15 protein-coding genes are annotated in these 16,530 nt (G+C 64.6%); 13 read left to right on the top strand and 2 right to left on the bottom strand.

The features are described 5' to 3' along the window. The first annotated feature begins 47 nt into the window (after window positions 1–47). Window positions 48–785, top strand: coding sequence for a 16S rRNA (uracil(1498)-N(3))-methyltransferase (locus tag LAD35_RS00305; RefSeq protein WP_224150789.1), 738 nt, complete (start codon window positions 48–50; stop codon window positions 783–785). Between the two features lie 24 nt (window positions 786–809). Here the strand turns inward: LAD35_RS00305 and LAD35_RS00300 are convergent, their stop codons facing one another. Both LAD35_RS00300 and LAD35_RS00295 read right to left on the bottom strand, forming a co-directional pair. After that, complete coding sequence (locus LAD35_RS00300) at window positions 810–3,113, bottom strand: xanthine dehydrogenase family protein molybdopterin-binding subunit (protein ID WP_224150788.1); 2,304 nt, start codon at window positions 3,111–3,113, stop codon at window positions 810–812. Next, window positions 3,110–3,592 (bottom strand): (2Fe-2S)-binding protein, encoded by a 483-nt coding sequence (locus LAD35_RS00295; protein ID WP_224150787.1) that lies wholly within the window; start codon window positions 3,590–3,592, stop codon window positions 3,110–3,112. The genes LAD35_RS00300 and LAD35_RS00295 overlap by 4 nt, the downstream gene beginning before the upstream one ends. 144 nt (window positions 3,593–3,736) lie before the next feature. Between LAD35_RS00295 and LAD35_RS00290 the strand changes: the two genes are divergently transcribed. From LAD35_RS00290 to LAD35_RS00235, 12 genes are all read left to right on the top strand, one after another. Beyond that, window positions 3,737–4,345 (top strand): nucleotidyltransferase family protein, encoded by a 609-nt coding sequence (locus LAD35_RS00290; RefSeq protein WP_224150786.1) that lies wholly within the window; start codon window positions 3,737–3,739, stop codon window positions 4,343–4,345. A 17-nt stretch (window positions 4,346–4,362) separates the two neighbouring features. Then, entirely contained in the window at window positions 4,363–5,376 is a 1,014-nt protein-coding gene (locus tag LAD35_RS00285; protein WP_224150785.1) for an XdhC family protein, read from the top strand. 606 nt (window positions 5,377–5,982) lie between these two features. After that, on the top strand, window positions 5,983–6,759 hold the full coding sequence (locus LAD35_RS00280; RefSeq protein ID WP_224150784.1) for an IclR family transcriptional regulator: 777 nt from the start codon (window positions 5,983–5,985) through the stop codon (window positions 6,757–6,759). A gap of 41 nt (window positions 6,760–6,800) precedes the next feature. Beyond that, complete coding sequence (locus LAD35_RS00275; protein ID WP_224150783.1) at window positions 6,801–7,541, top strand: transporter substrate-binding domain-containing protein; 741 nt, start codon at window positions 6,801–6,803, stop codon at window positions 7,539–7,541. Window positions 7,542–7,608: 67 nt separating this feature from the next. After that, window positions 7,609–8,277, top strand: a complete 669-nt coding sequence (locus LAD35_RS00270; RefSeq protein WP_224150782.1) for an amino acid ABC transporter permease — start codon at window positions 7,609–7,611, stop codon at window positions 8,275–8,277. Continuing rightward, a complete protein-coding gene (locus LAD35_RS00265; protein WP_317986723.1) occupies window positions 8,274–9,050 on the top strand; it encodes an amino acid ABC transporter ATP-binding protein in 777 nt (258 codons plus the stop codon). The genes LAD35_RS00270 and LAD35_RS00265 overlap by 4 nt, the downstream gene beginning before the upstream one ends. An 18-nt stretch (window positions 9,051–9,068) precedes the next feature. Continuing rightward, window positions 9,069–9,656 carry a HutD family protein gene (locus tag LAD35_RS00260; protein WP_396022794.1) on the top strand — a complete coding sequence of 196 codons (588 nt, stop codon included), beginning with the start codon at window positions 9,069–9,071 and terminating at the stop codon, window positions 9,654–9,656. Between the two features lie 19 nt (window positions 9,657–9,675). Then, a complete protein-coding gene (locus LAD35_RS00255) occupies window positions 9,676–11,061 on the top strand; it encodes a formimidoylglutamate deiminase (RefSeq protein WP_224150780.1) in 1,386 nt (461 codons plus the stop codon). Between the two features lie 135 nt (window positions 11,062–11,196). After that, window positions 11,197–12,024, top strand: coding sequence for an N-formylglutamate deformylase (gene hutG / locus LAD35_RS00250; RefSeq protein ID WP_224150779.1), 828 nt, complete (start codon window positions 11,197–11,199; stop codon window positions 12,022–12,024). Window positions 12,025–12,170: 146 nt separating this feature from the next. Beyond that, window positions 12,171–13,622: an FAD-binding oxidoreductase gene (locus tag LAD35_RS00245; protein WP_224150777.1), complete on the top strand. Its 1,452-nt coding sequence runs from the start codon at window positions 12,171–12,173 to the stop codon at window positions 13,620–13,622. A 64-nt stretch (window positions 13,623–13,686) separates the two neighbouring features. Continuing rightward, window positions 13,687–14,859 carry an MFS transporter gene (locus LAD35_RS00240; protein ID WP_224150776.1) on the top strand — a complete coding sequence of 391 codons (1,173 nt, stop codon included), beginning with the start codon at window positions 13,687–13,689 and terminating at the stop codon, window positions 14,857–14,859. A gap of 301 nt (window positions 14,860–15,160) precedes the next feature. Continuing rightward, window positions 15,161–16,507, top strand: a complete 1,347-nt coding sequence (locus LAD35_RS00235) for an aspartate aminotransferase family protein (RefSeq protein ID WP_224150775.1) — start codon at window positions 15,161–15,163, stop codon at window positions 16,505–16,507. Window positions 16,508–16,530: the final 23 nt, after the last annotated feature.

Below are 16,530 nucleotides of genomic sequence, written 5' to 3'. Positions count from 1 at the left end.
ATCAAGCGCCAGCAGCTATTAAAATTATAGTATTTCTGGCCTGAAACATGCCCCGTTTTTATTGCCCTGTGGAACTGCGCACTGGCGCCGAGCTGGATCTCCCCGCCGAGGCTGCGCGCCATGTGCAGGTGTTTCGCATGCAGCCGGGCGACGGCATTACCCTGTTCAATGGTACGGCGGGGGTGCCTGCGGGTGAATATGCGGCCACGATCATGCAGATGGGCCGCAACCATGTCACCGTACGCATCGACAGCCATGCCGCCGTCGAGCGCGAGGCAGCTGTGGCGGTGCATCTGCTGGCTGGTATCACGGCAGGCGAGCGCATGGAGTGGCTGGTGGAAAAGGCCACCGAACTGGGCGTAGCCAGCATCACGCCGCTGGAGGCAGAGCGCTCCGTGACGCGCCTCAAGGGCGACCGGGCGACGAAGCGCCAGGAGCGCTGGCAGGCCATTGCGGCCAGCGCCTGCGAACAGTGCGGTCGCAACCAGGTGCCGGTCATCCATGCGCCGGTCGATCTGGCGCAGTGGAGCCGGGCAGATGCGCTGGCGGGTGCCCAGCGTCTGGTGCTGTCGCTGGCCGAGGGCACACAGCCGCTGCCCGTGGCCTTGCAGGCACGCGCGGCAACGCAGCCAGTGGTGTTCCTCTCCGGCCCCGAGGGGGGCCTGAGCCCCGCCGAAGAAGCGTTGGCCCGTACCCACGGCTTTGCCCCGGTCACCCTGGGCGCGCGGGTGCTGCGCGCCGAGACGGCTCCCCTGGCGGCGCTGGCCTACCTCGCCGCGCTGTAACGCTGTAAACGCGGCGCTCGGCGCTCAGCTGCGCTTGACTTGCCGTACCGGCAGATCCCGCACGCGCACGCCGGTTGCCGCAAAGATGGCGTTGCACACGGCAGGCGCCACAGGGGGCAACGGCGGCTCGCCCACCCCGCCGGGGGGCGTGAGCAGGTGGTTGTTGACCAGGTGGGTGCGGATGACCGGCGGCGATGCGTTGTGGCGCAGCACTTCGTAGTCGTGGAAGTTGCTTTGCCTGCATTGGCCCTTGTCAAAGCTGATCTCGCTCATCAACGCAATGCCGATGCCCATGACGGCCGAGCCTTCCATCTGTGAGCGGATGCGTTCGGGGTTGACCTGCGGGCCGCAGTCGAGCGCCATGTCCACGGCCAGCACCTTGACCTGGCCTTTGTCATCCACCTCGACCTCGACCACGGTGGCCGCATAGGTCACAAAGCTGTAGGAAAACGCCAGCCCCAGGCCGCGTCCCTTGGGCCGCTTGCGCCCCCAGCCAGCGCCGCGTGTGGCCGCTTCGATCACATCGCGCAGGCGCCCGGTGTCGTAGGGGTAGCGTTCGGGGTCTTCGCTGTAGTTCCAGGCGTCGGCCAAGGCCTTTTCCGGATTGAGCTTTCTGGCCGGGCCGATCAGGTCCAGCGCGTACTGCTTGTGGTCCTTGCCTGCATGGTGGGCCAGCTCGGCAATGAAGCACTGGGTGGCGAACGCATGCGGAATGTTGTAGACCGAGCGGAACCAGCCGATGCGTGAGTGGGCGGGCACATTGCCCGTTTCAATGCGCACGTTCGGTATCCGGTAGGGCATGTTGATGGCGCCCATGCCCAACTCCATCGGGCTTTCGCCTTGCGCATTGGGGTCGAACAGGGAGCTGATGGTGGGCGAGACCGTGCGGTGCAGCCAGCTGTCCGGCAGGCCTTTCTTGCCGATGGCCGCTTCCAGGTGCTCCACCGCTACGGCGTGGTAGTAGTCGTGCTGGATGTCGTCCTCGCGCGTCCATACCAGCTTGACCGGCGTGCCGGGCATGGCCTTGGCCACCAGCGCGGCTTCCACCACATAGTCGCACTTGGATTTGCGGCCAAACCCGCCACCCAGCAGCCCGCATTGGACCTTCACTTTCTCGGGCGGCAGGCCCAGGGCCTTGGCCACGTAGTTCAGCGCGGTCTGCGGGTCCTGGCTGGATGTCCAGATCTCGCACTGACCATCCTTGACCAGGGCGGTGGCCACGGGGGGTTCCATGGACGCATGCGCCAGCGTGGGGATGTAGTACTCGGCGGTGATGCGCTGCGCCGGTTTGGCCTTGCCCCACACGGCGGCCACATCGCCTTCGTTGCGCACCGATTTACCGGGCGAGCGGGCCGCCTTCTCCAGGGTCTGGCGGTAGCTGGTCGAGTCATACTGAGTGTGCGGGCTGTCTTCCCAGGTCAGCTCCAGCGCCTTGCGGCCCTGCATGGCCGCCCAGGTATTGCAGGCCACCACGGCAACCCCGCCCAGGGGGCTGAACGCAGGGGCGCCCTGGTACATGGGTATCTCGACCAGCTTGAGAACACCCGGCACCTGCATGGCCTTGTCGCCATTGAAGCTGCGCAGCTTGACGCCCAGCACCCCAGGGCGCGCAACCACGGCGTACACCATGCCCGGCATGTGCTGGTCCATGCCGTATTTGGCCTGGCCCTTGCCGATGGCTTCCAGATCCACCATGCGCACCTGGCTCTTGCCGATGTAGCGGAACTCCGATTCCTTCTTGAGGCGGCGCTGGCTCTCGGATGGCACTGCCAGCTTGGCTGCCGCCTGTGCGAGCGCTCCGTATCCCAGGCGCCTGCCGCTGGCGCTGTGCACCACCTCGTGCTGCACGGCCTTCACCTGTGCCACCGGCACGCCCCACTGGGCGGCAGCGGCCGCTTCCAGCATCTGGCGTGCGGCGGCGCCCACGCGGCGCATGGGCATGAAAAAGTGGCGCATGCTGCGCGAGCCGTCCACGTTCTGGTTTCCATAGCGGGCTTCGTTGGCTTCGGCCTGCTGCACCTGCACCATGTCCCACTTGGCTTCCATCTCGTCGGCCACGACCATCGGAAGGCTGGTGCGCACGCCGGTGCCCATTTCCACGCGGTGGGCGATGATGGTGACCACTCCGCTGTCCGCGATGGAGACGAAGACCAACGGATCATCCACCGTGCCGCCAGGCATGGAATCGGCTCCGTATTTCTTGGCTTCTGCCGGTGTGGCGGCCCACACCTTGCCTTGCGCGGTGACTGCCAGGGTCAGCCCGGCAACGCCGGCCTGCAGCAACTGGCGGCGCGAGAGGCCGCTGAGGTTCTTGTCGCGTGCATTCATGATGGAGCTCCCGTCCCTGCCTTGGCCAGATTCTTGGCCGCCAGCTGGATGGCGGCATGGATGCGCAGATAAGCGCCGCAGCGGCAGAGGTTGCCGCTCATCGCATCACGGATCTCCTGGTCCGACGGGCTCTTGTTGCTCTTGAGCAGGCCGATGGCCGACATGATCTGCCCGGCCTGGCAATAACCGCACTGGGCCACGCTCAGTTCCACCCAGGCGGCCTGTACCGCGCGGCCGATGGCATCGGCCTCCTGGTGCTCGATCGTTGCCACCTGCACGCCTTGCAGCGCAGAGATGGGGGTGACGCACGAGCGGGTCGGCTGGCCGTCGACATGCACGGTGCAGGCACCGCACATCGCCATGCCGCAGCCAAATTTGGTGCCGGTCATGCCCAGTTCGTCGCGCAGCACCCACAGCAGTGGGGTGTCGTCCGCAGCTTGCACGGTTTGCTGCGTACCGTTGATGGATAGTGTCGCCATGGGGGTCTTGTCTGTTTTGGATCGTGGGGAGGAGGGAAGCGCCACATGAATTTGCGTAGAAACGCCCGGCGCGTCAACGTCTCGCGCGCATCACGGCCTGCTGTCCTACATGGAAGGCAGCGGCGACGAATGATGCTCACGAACATGCCTGCCGCCGCACCTTCTTCCGATCAACGCTTTGAAGACGCCGTTGTCGTCGTGCTTGCAGCCGGGCAGGGGCGTCGTTTTGTGCAATCGGGTGGCAGCGGCAGCAAACTGCAGGCACAGCTCAAGGGGCGCGCCGTGCTGGACCACGTATTGGCTGCCGTGCAGGCCAGCGGCCTGCCCTGGCATGTGGTGGATGCCATGCCAGCGGGCACCGGTATGGGCGACTCCATTGCAGCCGGGGTGCGCGCCACGTCGCAGGCCAGTGCCTGGCTGGTACTGCCGGGTGATCTGCCTCTGGTGCAGGCCGCTACCCTGGTGTCTTTGGCGCAGCAATTGCAAGATGCAAGGCCTCGGGGCATTCGCTGCGTGGTGCCCCATTACGACGGCCAGCGGGGCCATCCGGTGGTGTTTGATGCCCTTTGCTACCCGGCGCTGAGCCAGCTCAGCGGCGAGCAGGGGGCTGCCAGTGTGGTGCAGGCCCTGCGCGCGGCGCGGCAGGTGCAGGATGCGCCGGTGCAGGATGCCGGCGTGGTGAGCGACGTGGATACGCTCGAAGATCTGCAGCGGCTGGCGCGCCTTGCGGCGGTGCCAGCTGCCATGGAATGAGGATGTGAGGAGCTGCGATGGAAGACATGGACGCCCTGGTGCTGCGAACCCTGAAGGACTGGCTCGAAGCCGGCCACCCGGCGCTGCTGGCCACGGTGGTACGCACCTGGGGCTCGTCGCCCAGGCCGGAAGGGGCCATGATGGCCTTGCGCGGCGATGGCCAGGCGGTCGGCTCGGTATCGGGTGGTTGCATTGAGGACGACCTGATCCAGCGCTTTTCGGGGCCGCAGCGCGCCGCGGCCGTGGGTGGCCAGCCCACCCAGCTGGTGCGCTATGGGGTCACAGCCGATGAGGCGCATCGCTTCGGGCTGCCGTGCGGCGGCACCCTGGAGTTGCTGCTGGAGTTTGCACCCCCCTTGCCGGTGCTGTGCGATCTGGTGGAGCGCCTCTCGCGCGGCCTGCTGGTGGAGCGGATTGTCGATGGCCGCACGGGTGTTACCTCGCTGGCGCCTGCCCTCCAGGCCATCGACCTGCAGTGGGACGGCGACACCATGCGCAATGTGCTGGGCCCTGCCTGGCGCATGTTGCTGATCGGGGCAGGCGCCATGGCGCAGTACCTGGCCACGATGGCGCAGTTTTCCGGTTTTGCCGTGACGGTGTGCGACCCGCGCGAAGAGTACTGGGGCGCGCTCAGCTTGCCCGGCGTGCGGCTGTGGCACGACATGCCCGACGACGCGGTGCTGGCCTTTGCCCCTGACCCGCGCAGCTGTATCGTGGCCCTGAGCCACGACCCCAAGCTCGATGACCTCGCCCTGCTAGAAGCCCTGCGCAGCCCGGCGTTCTATGTGGGCGCCATTGGGTCGCGCCGCAATACCGACAGCCGCAAGGACCGGCTCAAAACCCATTTCGGCGAGACCGAGGCGAGCCTGGCGCGCCTGCACGGCCCGGTGGGCCTGTACATCGGCAGCAAGACCCCGGCGGAGATCGCCGTCAGCATCATGGCCGAGATACTGGCCGTCAAGAACGGTGTCGCCCTGCCGCGTGAGATGAGCGTGGAGCAGGGCAAGGCCCTGGCGGGCGCCTCCCTCTAGCCGATCGGCAAGCTCACTCCATGGGCGCCCTCTGGCGCCTCCTGGTGCGCATCGGTACACCGCCGTGCACGCGGCATCATCCTTGCTTTCATCTTCTGCGGCGGGCTGCAGGTCTGTGCCATCAGCCGTGCCGGTTGAGAACGTGTTTACGATCTCCTCGCGCCGCGACAGTGGCTTTGCGGGATGGGCTGCTAGGCGCAATACCGCAGCAATAGCCATGCTATTGCGAGGATTTGCAACGACGCAGACCGCCCGCAAACCCACTGTCCCTATGGGTTGGAGTGAAATCGGGCGATTTCTGCGCGCTGACCCTTGCTTGCACCCCGGTGCAAGCTGCGGCCTATCGCTTCGAACTCATCCCGATTGCACTCCAACGCGGCTGCGTAGAGATCGTAAACACGTTCTGAGACCGCTCATGGGTGGCGTGAATCCGCAGAGCCATCCCAGTTTTACAATTTAAATTCCCATTAAATGGGATATGCAATTTGCATTCTGACGTAATCAAGGGTTTTTACTAAGAGCCTCTACAGAGGGAGAAATGAAAATTCCGGCATGAAACCTGTTTCAGGTTGTGATTTTTCGATCCCAAAATATGGGAATTAAAGAATGAATGCCCCCGAGCGCTTTGCGACTGCCCAAGACCCTGCTGCACCGGCTGCCGAGATTTCGGCTGCCGACCGTGTGCTGCAGGTGCTGGCAGTGCTGGCCTGTGCAGACTGCGCGTTGTCTGCGGCAGACCTGATGCAGCGCACCGGCCTGCCGCGCAGCAGCCTGTACCGGCAACTGGCGCGGCTCAAGCGCTTTGGCTTTGTGGTCGAGCATGGTGGCAGCTACGCGCCCGGGCCGCTGGGTTTGCAGCTGGCCCGTGGTTTTGATGACGGCTCGCACCTGGTGCAGGTGGCACGGCCTATTCTGGTGCAGCTGACCGAGCAGACCCGCGAAAGCGCAGGCCTGCTGGTCGCCGCCAATGGCCAGGCCGTGTGTCTGGACATGGTGGAGAGCCCGCAGTCGCTGCGCTGCTCTTTCGTCAAGGGCAGCAGCGTGCCCCTGCGGGTGGGCGCTTCGGCCAAATGCGTGCTGGCCTACCTGCCCGCCGTGCAGCGCGACGCATTGCTCAGCCAGCACCATGGCCGCGACACGGCGGCGTACAACGAGGCGGCTGCCGAGCTGGCTGCGCTGCGCGAGCGGGGCTACATCACCACCGTCGGCGAAGTCGATGCCGGTGTATGGGGCTGCAGCACACCGCTTTTTGGCAGCGGCCGCCGCGCGTTGGCTGCGATCACGCTGATGGCGCCGCACCAGCGCGTGCTGCAGCAGGAGGCGCAGCTGGTGCAGGCCACCCTGGCGGCTGCGGCGCGCATTTCCCGCATTCTGGCTGAGTGATTGATTCCATTTTTCCAATTTCCCCCCGAAAGGACTTCCCCATGAACTTCCGTCGTATCGTTTTGAAGACCGCTGTGCTTGCCATGGCCCTGGGTGCAGGCGCAGGCGCGTTTGCCCAGTCGAATGTGTTGCGCGTGGCCACCGATGCCACCTTCCCGCCCATGGAGTTTGTCGAAAACGGCAAGAAGACCGGATTTGACGTGGAGCTGGTGGAAGCCGTTGCCGCCAAGATGGGCAAGAAGGTGGAATGGGTCGATATCGACTTCAAGGGCCTGGTGCCCGGCCTCATCGCCAAGCGCTACGACATGGCGGTATCGGCCATCTACATCACCGAAGAGCGCAAGAAGGTGGTGGATTTCACCCAGCCGTACTACGCCGGCGGCCTGGTTGCCATGGTCAAGGAAGGCAGCCCGATTGCCAAGCTGACTGATCTGAACGGCAAGAAGGTGTCGGTGCAGGTGGGCACCAAGTCGGTGGGCTTTCTGACCGAGCACTACCCCAAGGTGCAGCGCGTCGAGGTGGAAAAGAACCAGGAGATGTTCAATCTGGTGGACATTGGCCGCGCCGATGCCGCCGTCACCGGCAAGCCCGCCGCATTCCAGTACATCCGCACCCGTGGCGGCATGAAGGTGCTGCCCGAGCAGCTCACGACCGAGGAATACGGCATGGCCATCCGCAAGGACACGCCCGAACTGACCGTGGCCGTCAACAAGGCGCTGGAACAGCTCAAGGCCGATGGCGGCTACCAGGCCATCGTCAACAAGTGGTTCCCCAGCAAGTAATGTGAAGCAGTGATGTCCGCAGCGCGTGGCGGGTGCCGCGTGCTGTGCCGACACGACAGGATAGATTATGGAATTGGATTTTTCGCCCGTCTGGGCTGGATGGCCGGAGCTTCTGCGTGGCGCTGCGGTGACGGTGGAGATCACCGCCTGCGCGCTGCTGCTGGGCTGTGTGATGGGCCTGCTGATCGGTATTGGCCGCTTGAACCCCAAGCGCAGAATTGTCTATGGCATCTGCACGGCCTATGTGGCAGCCATACGTGGCACGCCGCTGCTGGTGCAGCTGTTCATCCTGTTCTTTGGCCTGCCGCAGTTCGGCATCATGCTGCCGGCCTTTGCCTGCGGCGTGCTGGGCCTGGGCATCTACTCGGGTGCGTATGTTTCCGAAGTGGTGCGCGGCGCCATCCAGTCCATCGATAAGGGCCAGATGGAGGCGGCGCGCTCCATTGGCATGTCGTCCGGCCAGGCCATGACCTCGGTCATTCTGCCGCAAGCCATCGTGCGCATGATTCCGCCGCTCGGCAACGAATTCATCGCGCTGATCAAGAATTCGGCTCTGGTGTCGCTGCTCACTATTCATGACGTGATGCACGAAGGCCAGAAGATCATCAGCGTCTCCTACCGTTCGCTGGAGGTGTACCTGGCGATTGCCGTGATCTATTTTGTATTGACGGGCGTGACGACCTTGCTGCTGCGCCATTTTGAGAAGCGCATGCGCGCTGGAGGCATGGTGCAATGAGTGCTGCAACCCCCAACCCGGAATCGATGATCCGCATTCGCGGCCTGCGCAAGGCCTATGGCGATCACGTGGTGCTCAACGGCATCGATTTTGATGTGAAGCCCCAGCAGGTGGTGGTGGTCATCGGCCCCAGCGGCTCGGGAAAAAGCACCTTTCTGCGCTGCTGCAACGGCCTGGAAGAGCCCCAGGGTGGCCGCATCGACATCTGCGGCCGCACGCTGGTCGACGAAGGCCGCATGCTGTCCGACAAGGAGCTGAACGCGCTGCGCGAAGAAGTGGGCATGGTGTTCCAGTCCTTCAACCTGTTTCCGCATCTGTCGGTGATCGACAACGTCACCCTCGGCCCGCGCAAGCTGCACGGCATGAGCCGCAAGGACGCAGACGCCCTGGCGCACGACCTGCTCAAGAAAGTGGGCCTGGGCCACAAGGCCGACGCCATGCCGGCAAGCCTCTCGGGCGGCCAGAAGCAGCGCGTGGCGATTGCCCGCGCGCTGGCCATGCGCCCCAAGGTCATGCTGTTCGACGAGCCAACGTCTGCGTTGGACCCCGAGCTGGTGGGCGAGGTGCTGCAGGTGATGAAGATGCTTGCCTCCGAAGGCATGACCATGATGGTGGTGACCCACGAAATGGGCTTTGCCAAGGAAGTGGCCGACGTGGTGGTGGTGATGGATGGTGGCGGCATCATCGAAGCTGGCGACCCCAACACCATCTTCAGCAACCCGACCAAGGAGCGCACGCGCAGCTTCCTGCAGGCGGTACTGACCAAGCAATAAGCGAGCCGCTGGATGAGCATGCATTTTTTCAGCAGCCAGTCGCTGCCCGCTACGCCATGGAAGAACGGCGGCGGCACCACGCAGGAAGTGGTGTGCTGGCCGCAGGGCGCGGGCCTCGACAGCTTTGAGTGGCGCATCAGCATCGCGCAGATTGCCAGGAGCGGGCCGTTTTCGGCCTTTGCAGGTATTGATCGCGTGATCACCCTGCTGTCGGGCGACGGCGTGCACCTGCATTCGCCGGACGGCGCCATCAACCACCGGCTGGGCCAGGCCCTGCAGCCCTTTGCCTTTTCGGGCGATGTGGCGTTGGACTGCGACCTGCTGGGCGGCCCTTCGTACGACTTCAATGTGATGACGCGCCGTGGCGTGGCGCACGCCGTGGTCAGCATTCATCACGGTGGCAGCGTGCAGTTGGCGTCGCCCCATGGTCTGCTGCTGGCGCGTGCTGGCCAATGGCAGCTACAAGGGGGCGCTGCGCTGCAGGCCGGCGTGCACGATGGCGTGTACTGGGCCGCGCACAGCGGCGCGGCGGTGGAGGCAAGCGCGGCAAGCGATGACGCCATCCTGATTGCCGTGGCTTTGAACAAGGTGGCAATCGGCGCCTGATGCGCCTGCCATGCGAACCATGAACCAAGAAAACAGTTTGTTTGCCGCCCATGCGCTGCTGCCCGGCGGCTGGGCGCAGAACGTATTGCTGCGCTGGGATGCGCAAGGGCGTTTCACATTGGTGCAGGCCGATGCAGAGGCGCCGCAGGGTGCCATGCAGGCTGCAGGCCCGGTACTGCCGGGCATGCCCAACCTGCACTCGCACGCCTTTCAGCGCGGATTTGCGGGCCTGTCGGAGTTTCGTGGCCAGGCGCAGGACAGCTTCTGGAGCTGGCGCAACCTGATGTACCGCTTTGCCGCGCGCCTGTCGCCGCAGCACCTGGAGGCCATTGCCACCTGGCTGTATATCGAAATGCTGGAGGCGGGCTACACCAGCGTGTGCGAGTTTCACTACCTGCACCACCAGCCGGACGGCCAGCCCTATGCGCCAGACAGCGAATTGAGCCTGGCCCTGCTGCGCGCCGCGCAAACGGCGGGCATCGGCATCACCTTGCTGCCCGTGCTCTACCAGAACAGCGGCTTTGGCGGCTTGCCGCCCGGCGACGGCCAGAAGCGCTTCATCCGCAGCACCGACAACATGCTGCGCCTGCTCGAAGCCCTGGCACCCGCCTGCACTGCCCAGGGCGCCGCGCTGGGCCTGGCGCCGCACTCGCTGCGCGCCGTGGCACCCGATGCCCTGAAAGAGGCCGTGCAAGGCCTGCATGCATTGAATGCACGGGCGCCTGTTCATATCCACATCGCCGAGCAGATGGCCGAGGTGAATGCCTGCCTGCAGTGGAGCGGCCAGCGCCCGGTGGCCTGGCTGCTGGATCACATGCCGGTGGACGCCCGCTGGTGCCTGGTGCATGCCACGCACATGGACGATGCGGAATACGCCGCCGCCGCCGCCTCCGAGGCCGTGGCAGGCCTGTGCCCGCTGACCGAGGCCAACCTGGGCGACGGCATTTTCGACCTGCCGCGCTGGCAAGCCGGTGCGGGCCGCTGGGGTATTGGCTCGGACAGCCACATCGGTGTGAATGCAGCGGAAGAATTGATGGTGCTCGAATACAGCCAACGCCTGCAGTCGCAGCAGCGCAATGTGGCCGCCAGTGTGCAGCAGCCGCACGTGGCCAGCCACATGATGCTCGCTGCCGTGCAGGGGGGCGCGCAGGCCGCAGGTCGCAACGTGGCGGGCCTTGCCGTGGGGCAGCAGGCCGATTGCGTTGTGCTCGATGGCGAGCACTTTGCACTCGCCGGGCTGCCGGTGGCCGAGCAACTTGATTCGCACGTCTTTGCCAGCAGCCGCAGCAGCGCGGTGGCCAGCGTCTGGGTGGCAGGGCAGTGCCAGGTGGAACAAGGCCGCCACGCCCTGCACCGCAGTGCGCAGCAGGCGTTTGTCGCTGCGCGTAGCGAACTGCTTGCCTAGGTAAAAAGCATAGCTTTAGGCGTATTGTTTTATTGATTTTCAGATATAAAACATTCTGAAAATTAATACAGATAAGCGCCAACAGCTCATTTTTTGATGAACAGCCAAGGCACGGAAAGAAAGAAGGAGCCACATATGCATTTCGAAACCGATCGTCCGGCGTTTGAATTCCGCCAGGGAACCGCGCCTGTCCTGATCTCCTTCCCGCACGTCGGCACCTACGTGCCACCTGCGCTGGCCGAGCGCTTCATGCCCGATGCGCGCGAGGTGCACGACACCGACTGGCACCTGCCCATCCTGTACGCCTTTGCCGAGGAGATCGGCGCCTCCACCCTGGTGGCGACGCATTCGCGCTTCGTGGTCGACATGAACCGTCCGCCCGATGGCGCAAGCCTGTACCCCGGCCAGAGCGTGACGGGCCTGTGTCCGACCGACACCTTTGCCGACACGCCGATCTACCGCAGCAAGGACCTGGAGCCCGACGACGCCGAGATCGCCCAGCGCCGTGATGCCGTCTGGCAGCCCTACCACGACCAATTGGCGGGTGAGTTGGCGCGCATCAAGGCGCAGCATGGCGCGGCTGGCCTGTGGGATGCGCACTCGATTCGCTCGGTATTGCCGCGCTTTTTCGAAGGCAAGCTGCCCGACCTGAACCTGGGCACCAACAAGGGTGCCAGCTGCGCCCCTGGCCTGGGCGAGCAATTGCTGGCAGAGGCGCAAAAGAGCGCGGCTGACGGCTTTACCTCCGTGCTCAATGGCCGTTACACCGGCGGCTACATCACCCGCCACTATGGCCAGCCTGCGCAGAATGTGCATGCCATCCAGCTGGAGATGACGCAGTGCGCTTACATGCAGGAAACCATGCCCTTCGACTACCTGCCCGAGGTGGCGGCCAAGATCCAGCCGCATGTGCGCCGCATGGTGGAAGTGCTGCTGCAGTTTGTGCAAAACCAGGGACGCTGACCATTATTGGTGGCAAAAACCGCATCTGGTGTTCACCCCATGGGCACCAGATGCTATTTTTTTGATAGTGCGCCGCTGTACCGGCATGACAGCTGAGCGCCGCCGCCTGCGCCACAGTGGCGCCAGGCGCACCACAATAGAAGGCTATGACTACCCCGAGCCCCACCACCGCAGCGACTGCCCCTGGCGCTGCCTTCTGGACCGAGTTGGAACAAGCCCTGGGCGCACAAGGCTTTGCGCGCAGCGGCGCGGATTCCATTCCTGAAAAATACTGGACCGACTGGAGCGGCACCGCCCCCGTGCAGCCGCTCGCTCTGGTGCGCCCGCGCAGCACGGACGAAGTGAGCGCCTTGCTGCGCATCTGCCATGCCCACCGCGTGCCCGTGGTGCCGCAGGGCGGATTGACGGGGCTGGCAGGCGCCGCAGTGCCGGTGCCCGGCTGCGTGGCGGTGTCGATGGAGCGCATGAACGCCATCGAAGACGTGAATGCGCGCACCGGCCTGATGACCGTGCAGGCGGGTGTGACCTTGCAGACCGTGCAGGAGGCGGCCGTGGCGGCTAGCCGCGTGTTCGGCGTGGACCTGGGCGCGCGCGGCAGCTGCCAGATTGGCGGCAATGTATCGACCAATGCGGGCGGCAACGGCGTGCTGCAGAACGGCATGATGCGCGAACAGGTACTGGGCCTGGAAGTGGTGTTGGCCGACGGTACCGTGCTGCCCATGCTGCGCCCCATGCTCAAGAACAACACCGGCTATGACTTGAAGCAATTCTTCATCGGCGCGGAAGGCACCCTGGGCGTAATCACCCGCGTATTGCTGCGCCTGCGCCCCGCGCCGCAGGCCAAGGCCACCTGCCTGGTTGCCATGCCGGGGTTTGACGAGGCCCTGGCAGTGCTGGCGCGCATGCAGTCGCGCTTTGGCAACAGCGTGGCGGCGTTCGAGCTGATGTGGAACGATTTCGTGCAGACCTCGATGCAGTGGCAAAAGCTCCAGCCCGCCTTTGCCGAGCAGCACCCGCTCCTGGCGCTGATCGATGTGGACGGCAAGGACGAAGCCAGCCTGCAGGATGCGGTGGAAGCCGCCCTGGGCGAAGCCATGGAGGCGGGCGAGGTGGTGGATGCCGTGATTGCCCAATCGGGCGAGCAGGCCAAAAGCCTGTGGAAGCTGCGCGAAGCCCCGGCCGAGATGACCCAGCACATGCACCCGCCCGTCAATTTCGATGTGAGCCTGCCGCAGGTCGATATCGGCCGCTTTGCCGCCGCCTGCCGCGCCGCGTTCGACGTCCGCTGGCCCGGCCACCACAGCCTGTTCTTCGGCCATGTGGGCGACGGCAACCTGCATGTGACGACCGATGGCAAGACCATTGGCGGCGAGGACGAGGCGCTGGAGGCCGTGCTCTACGGACTGGTGCAACAGTTCCAGGGCAGCGTGTCTGCAGAACACGGCATCGGCCTGCACAAGAAGCCCTATCTGCCTTTCAGCCGCACAGCGCAGGAGCTGGCTGCAATGCGCGCTATCAAATCTGCACTCGACCCCTTGGGGCTGATGAACCCGGGCAAGGTGTTCGATGGAGCCGCAGGTGACTGCGCAGCGCCATGAGCGCCTGCATGCTGGACTTAAGAACGTAAACACGTTCTGAATACAACACACATCACAAACCGTAATGAACCGCTCCATCGCATGGCTGGCCCTGTGCCAGGGCCTGTTTCTCACCAACAACGTGGTGTTCATTGCCATCAATGGCCTCGTCGGCCTGCACCTGGCGCCTGCACCCTGGATGGCGACCTTGCCGGTGATGGGCTATGTGGTGGGCGGCGCGCTTTCCACGCCGCTGGTGGCCAGGAGCCAGGCGCGGCTGGGGCGGCAGGGCTCGTTCCAGCTGGGCCTGCTGGTGGCGCTGGGGTCGGCGGCGCTGTGCGCGCTGGCGGCCTACTGGCAGCATTTTGTGCTGCTGTGCCTGTCCACCCTGGTGGCGGGCTACTACAGCGCCAATGGACAGCTCTACCGCTTTGCGGCGGCCGAACTGGTGGCGCCTGCCCAGCGCGACAAGGCCATCTCGCTGGTGCTGGCGGGCGGGCTGATCGGTGCGGTGCTGGGCCCGGGCCTGGCCAGCGCCACGCGCACCATGTTTGCCACGCCGTTTCTGGGCGCTTACCTGGCCTTGATGGTGGTGGCGGTCGTGTCGATGGGGCTGATGCGTCTGGTGCGTTTTGCACCACAGACAGCGGGCGCAGGGCCTGGCAGCGTGCCGCAGCGCACGGTGGGCGAGTTGCTTCGGCAGCCGGGCTTTGCCGTGGCCACCCTGGCGGCTGCGGCCAGCTACGGCATCATGAACCTGCTGATGGCCGCCACGCCGCTGGCCATGGATGTGTGCGGATTTGATTTCAGCGCCGCCGCAGGCGTGCTGCAGTGGCATGTGATCGGCATGTTTGCCCCGGGCTTTTTCACCGGGCATCTGATCAAGCGCTTTGGCGTGATGCAGGTCATGTTTGTAGGCGTGGTGCTCAATGCCATCTGCGTGGGCATTGCGCTGTCGGGCCAGACCGTGATGCATTTCACGCTGGCGCTCAGTCTGCTGGGCGTGGGCTGGAATTTTCTGTTCACCGGTAGCACCACCTTGGCGGTGCAGAACTACCGCCCCGAGGAAAAGGACCGCGCGCAGGCCTGCATCAACTTCTTCGTGTTTGCCACCATGGCGGTGACCTCGTTCGCCTCGGGCGCGTTGGTCACCAGCCAGGGCTGGAACATGCTCAACCTGGGCTCCATCGTGCCCCTGATTGCGACCGCGCTGGCCATGGGGTGGCTGGTATGGCGGCAGAAGAGGGCGGCTGCCTGAGCCAGGCGCTGTTCTGGTATGAAATGGGGCGCTGGCGCAATACTGGTGCATGCTTTGACTATTAAATCAGTAGCGACATGAGCATCCTTGGATCATTTGTTCCAGAAAATATTTAAAAAATAACAAATGTTCCTTATACTATGCGGCATGGCCGCCAGCACAGGGCCGGCGCCGCATCGCAAATGCCGTTTCTCAATCAAAGGGAGTACGCGAAGGCGAAGTGAAGGCAGTGCTGTAGCACGGCGAACGCAGCCGACAAAGTAATCGTTTGATTTAGAAACGGAATAAGGAGTGCTCGATCATGAGCCATGTTATCCATCGTTCTCTGGCCAAGGTTCCGCTCGTTGCTGTGGGCGGCAAGGGTGTTCAGCTGTTTGACAAGGCAGGCAAGGCCTACATCGATGCAAGTGGCGGCGCGGCCGTCTCCTGCCTGGGCCATGCCCAGCCGGATGTGATGGCTGCCATGTACCGCCAGATTGACCAGCTGGCCTATGCGCACACCAGTTTCTTCACCACGGAGGTGCAGGAAGAGTTGGCCGACCACTTGATCGCCCATGCGCCTGCGGGCATGACGGACGTGTATTTCGTCTCTGGCGGCTCGGAAGCCGTGGAAGCCGCGCTGAAAATGGCGCGCCAGTATTTTGTGGAGATCGGCCAGCCCGAGCGCACGCACTTTGTCGCGCGCCGCCAAAGCTACCATGGCAACACCCTGGGCGCACTGGCCGTCGGTGGCAACGAATGGCGCCGCAAGCAGTTTGCGCCCATCCTGATGGATGTGGGACGTGTGGCGCCTGCCTACGAGTACCGCGACCGCCGCGCGGACGAAAGCCTGCAGGCCTATACAGCGCGCCTGCTGGCGGAGATTGACGCCAAATTCCAGGAGCTGGGCACCGACAAGGTGATTGCCTTTGTCGCCGAGCCCGTGGTGGGCGCTACCCTGGGTGCGGTGGCGGCCCCCGCTGGCTATTGGACGGGCCTGCGCGCGCTGTGCGACCGCTACGGCATTCTGCTGATCGCCGATGAGGTGATGTGCGGCATGGGCCGCACCGGCAGCCTGCATGTGGTGGAGCAGGAAGGCATCAGCCCCGATTTGATGACCATTGCCAAAGGCCTGGGCGGCGGCTACCAGCCAATTGGCGCCGTACTGGCGCAGGGCAGGATTGTGGAGGCCATGCGCAAGGGCAGCGGCCTGTTCCAGCACGGCCACACCTATATCGGCCACCCGATGGCCGCTGCTGCGGCGCTGGCGGTGCAGAAGGTGATTCAGCGCGACCAGCTGATGCCGCAGGTGCTGGCGCGGGGCGCCTATCTGCAAAAGCAGCTGCATGCCCGCTTTGACAGCAACCCGCATGTCGGTGATATCCGTGGCCGGGGCCTGTTCTGGGGCGTGGAGCTGGTGCAGGACAAGAGCAGCAAGGCGCCTTTTGACCCGGCACTCAAGCTCCATGCCCAGATCAAGGCCCAGGCCATGGAAAACGGCGTGCTGTGCTACCCGATGGGCGGCACGATCGACGGTAGGAATGGCGACCATATCCTGCTGGCGCCGCCGTTCATCATCAGTGAATCCGAGCTGGACCAGGTGGTGGAGCGTCTGGGCGACGCCATCGATACCGTGCTGGCCCGGAATGGCGCCACAGCGGCTGCATGAATGGACAGGAAAAGACCCCCGAT

It is taken from the genome of Comamonas odontotermitis (assembly GCF_020080045.1).
In the GTDB taxonomy this organism is placed as follows: Bacteria; Pseudomonadota; Gammaproteobacteria; order Burkholderiales; family Burkholderiaceae_C; genus Comamonas; species Comamonas odontotermitis.
This window is presented reverse-complemented; position numbering and strand designations above follow the sequence as displayed.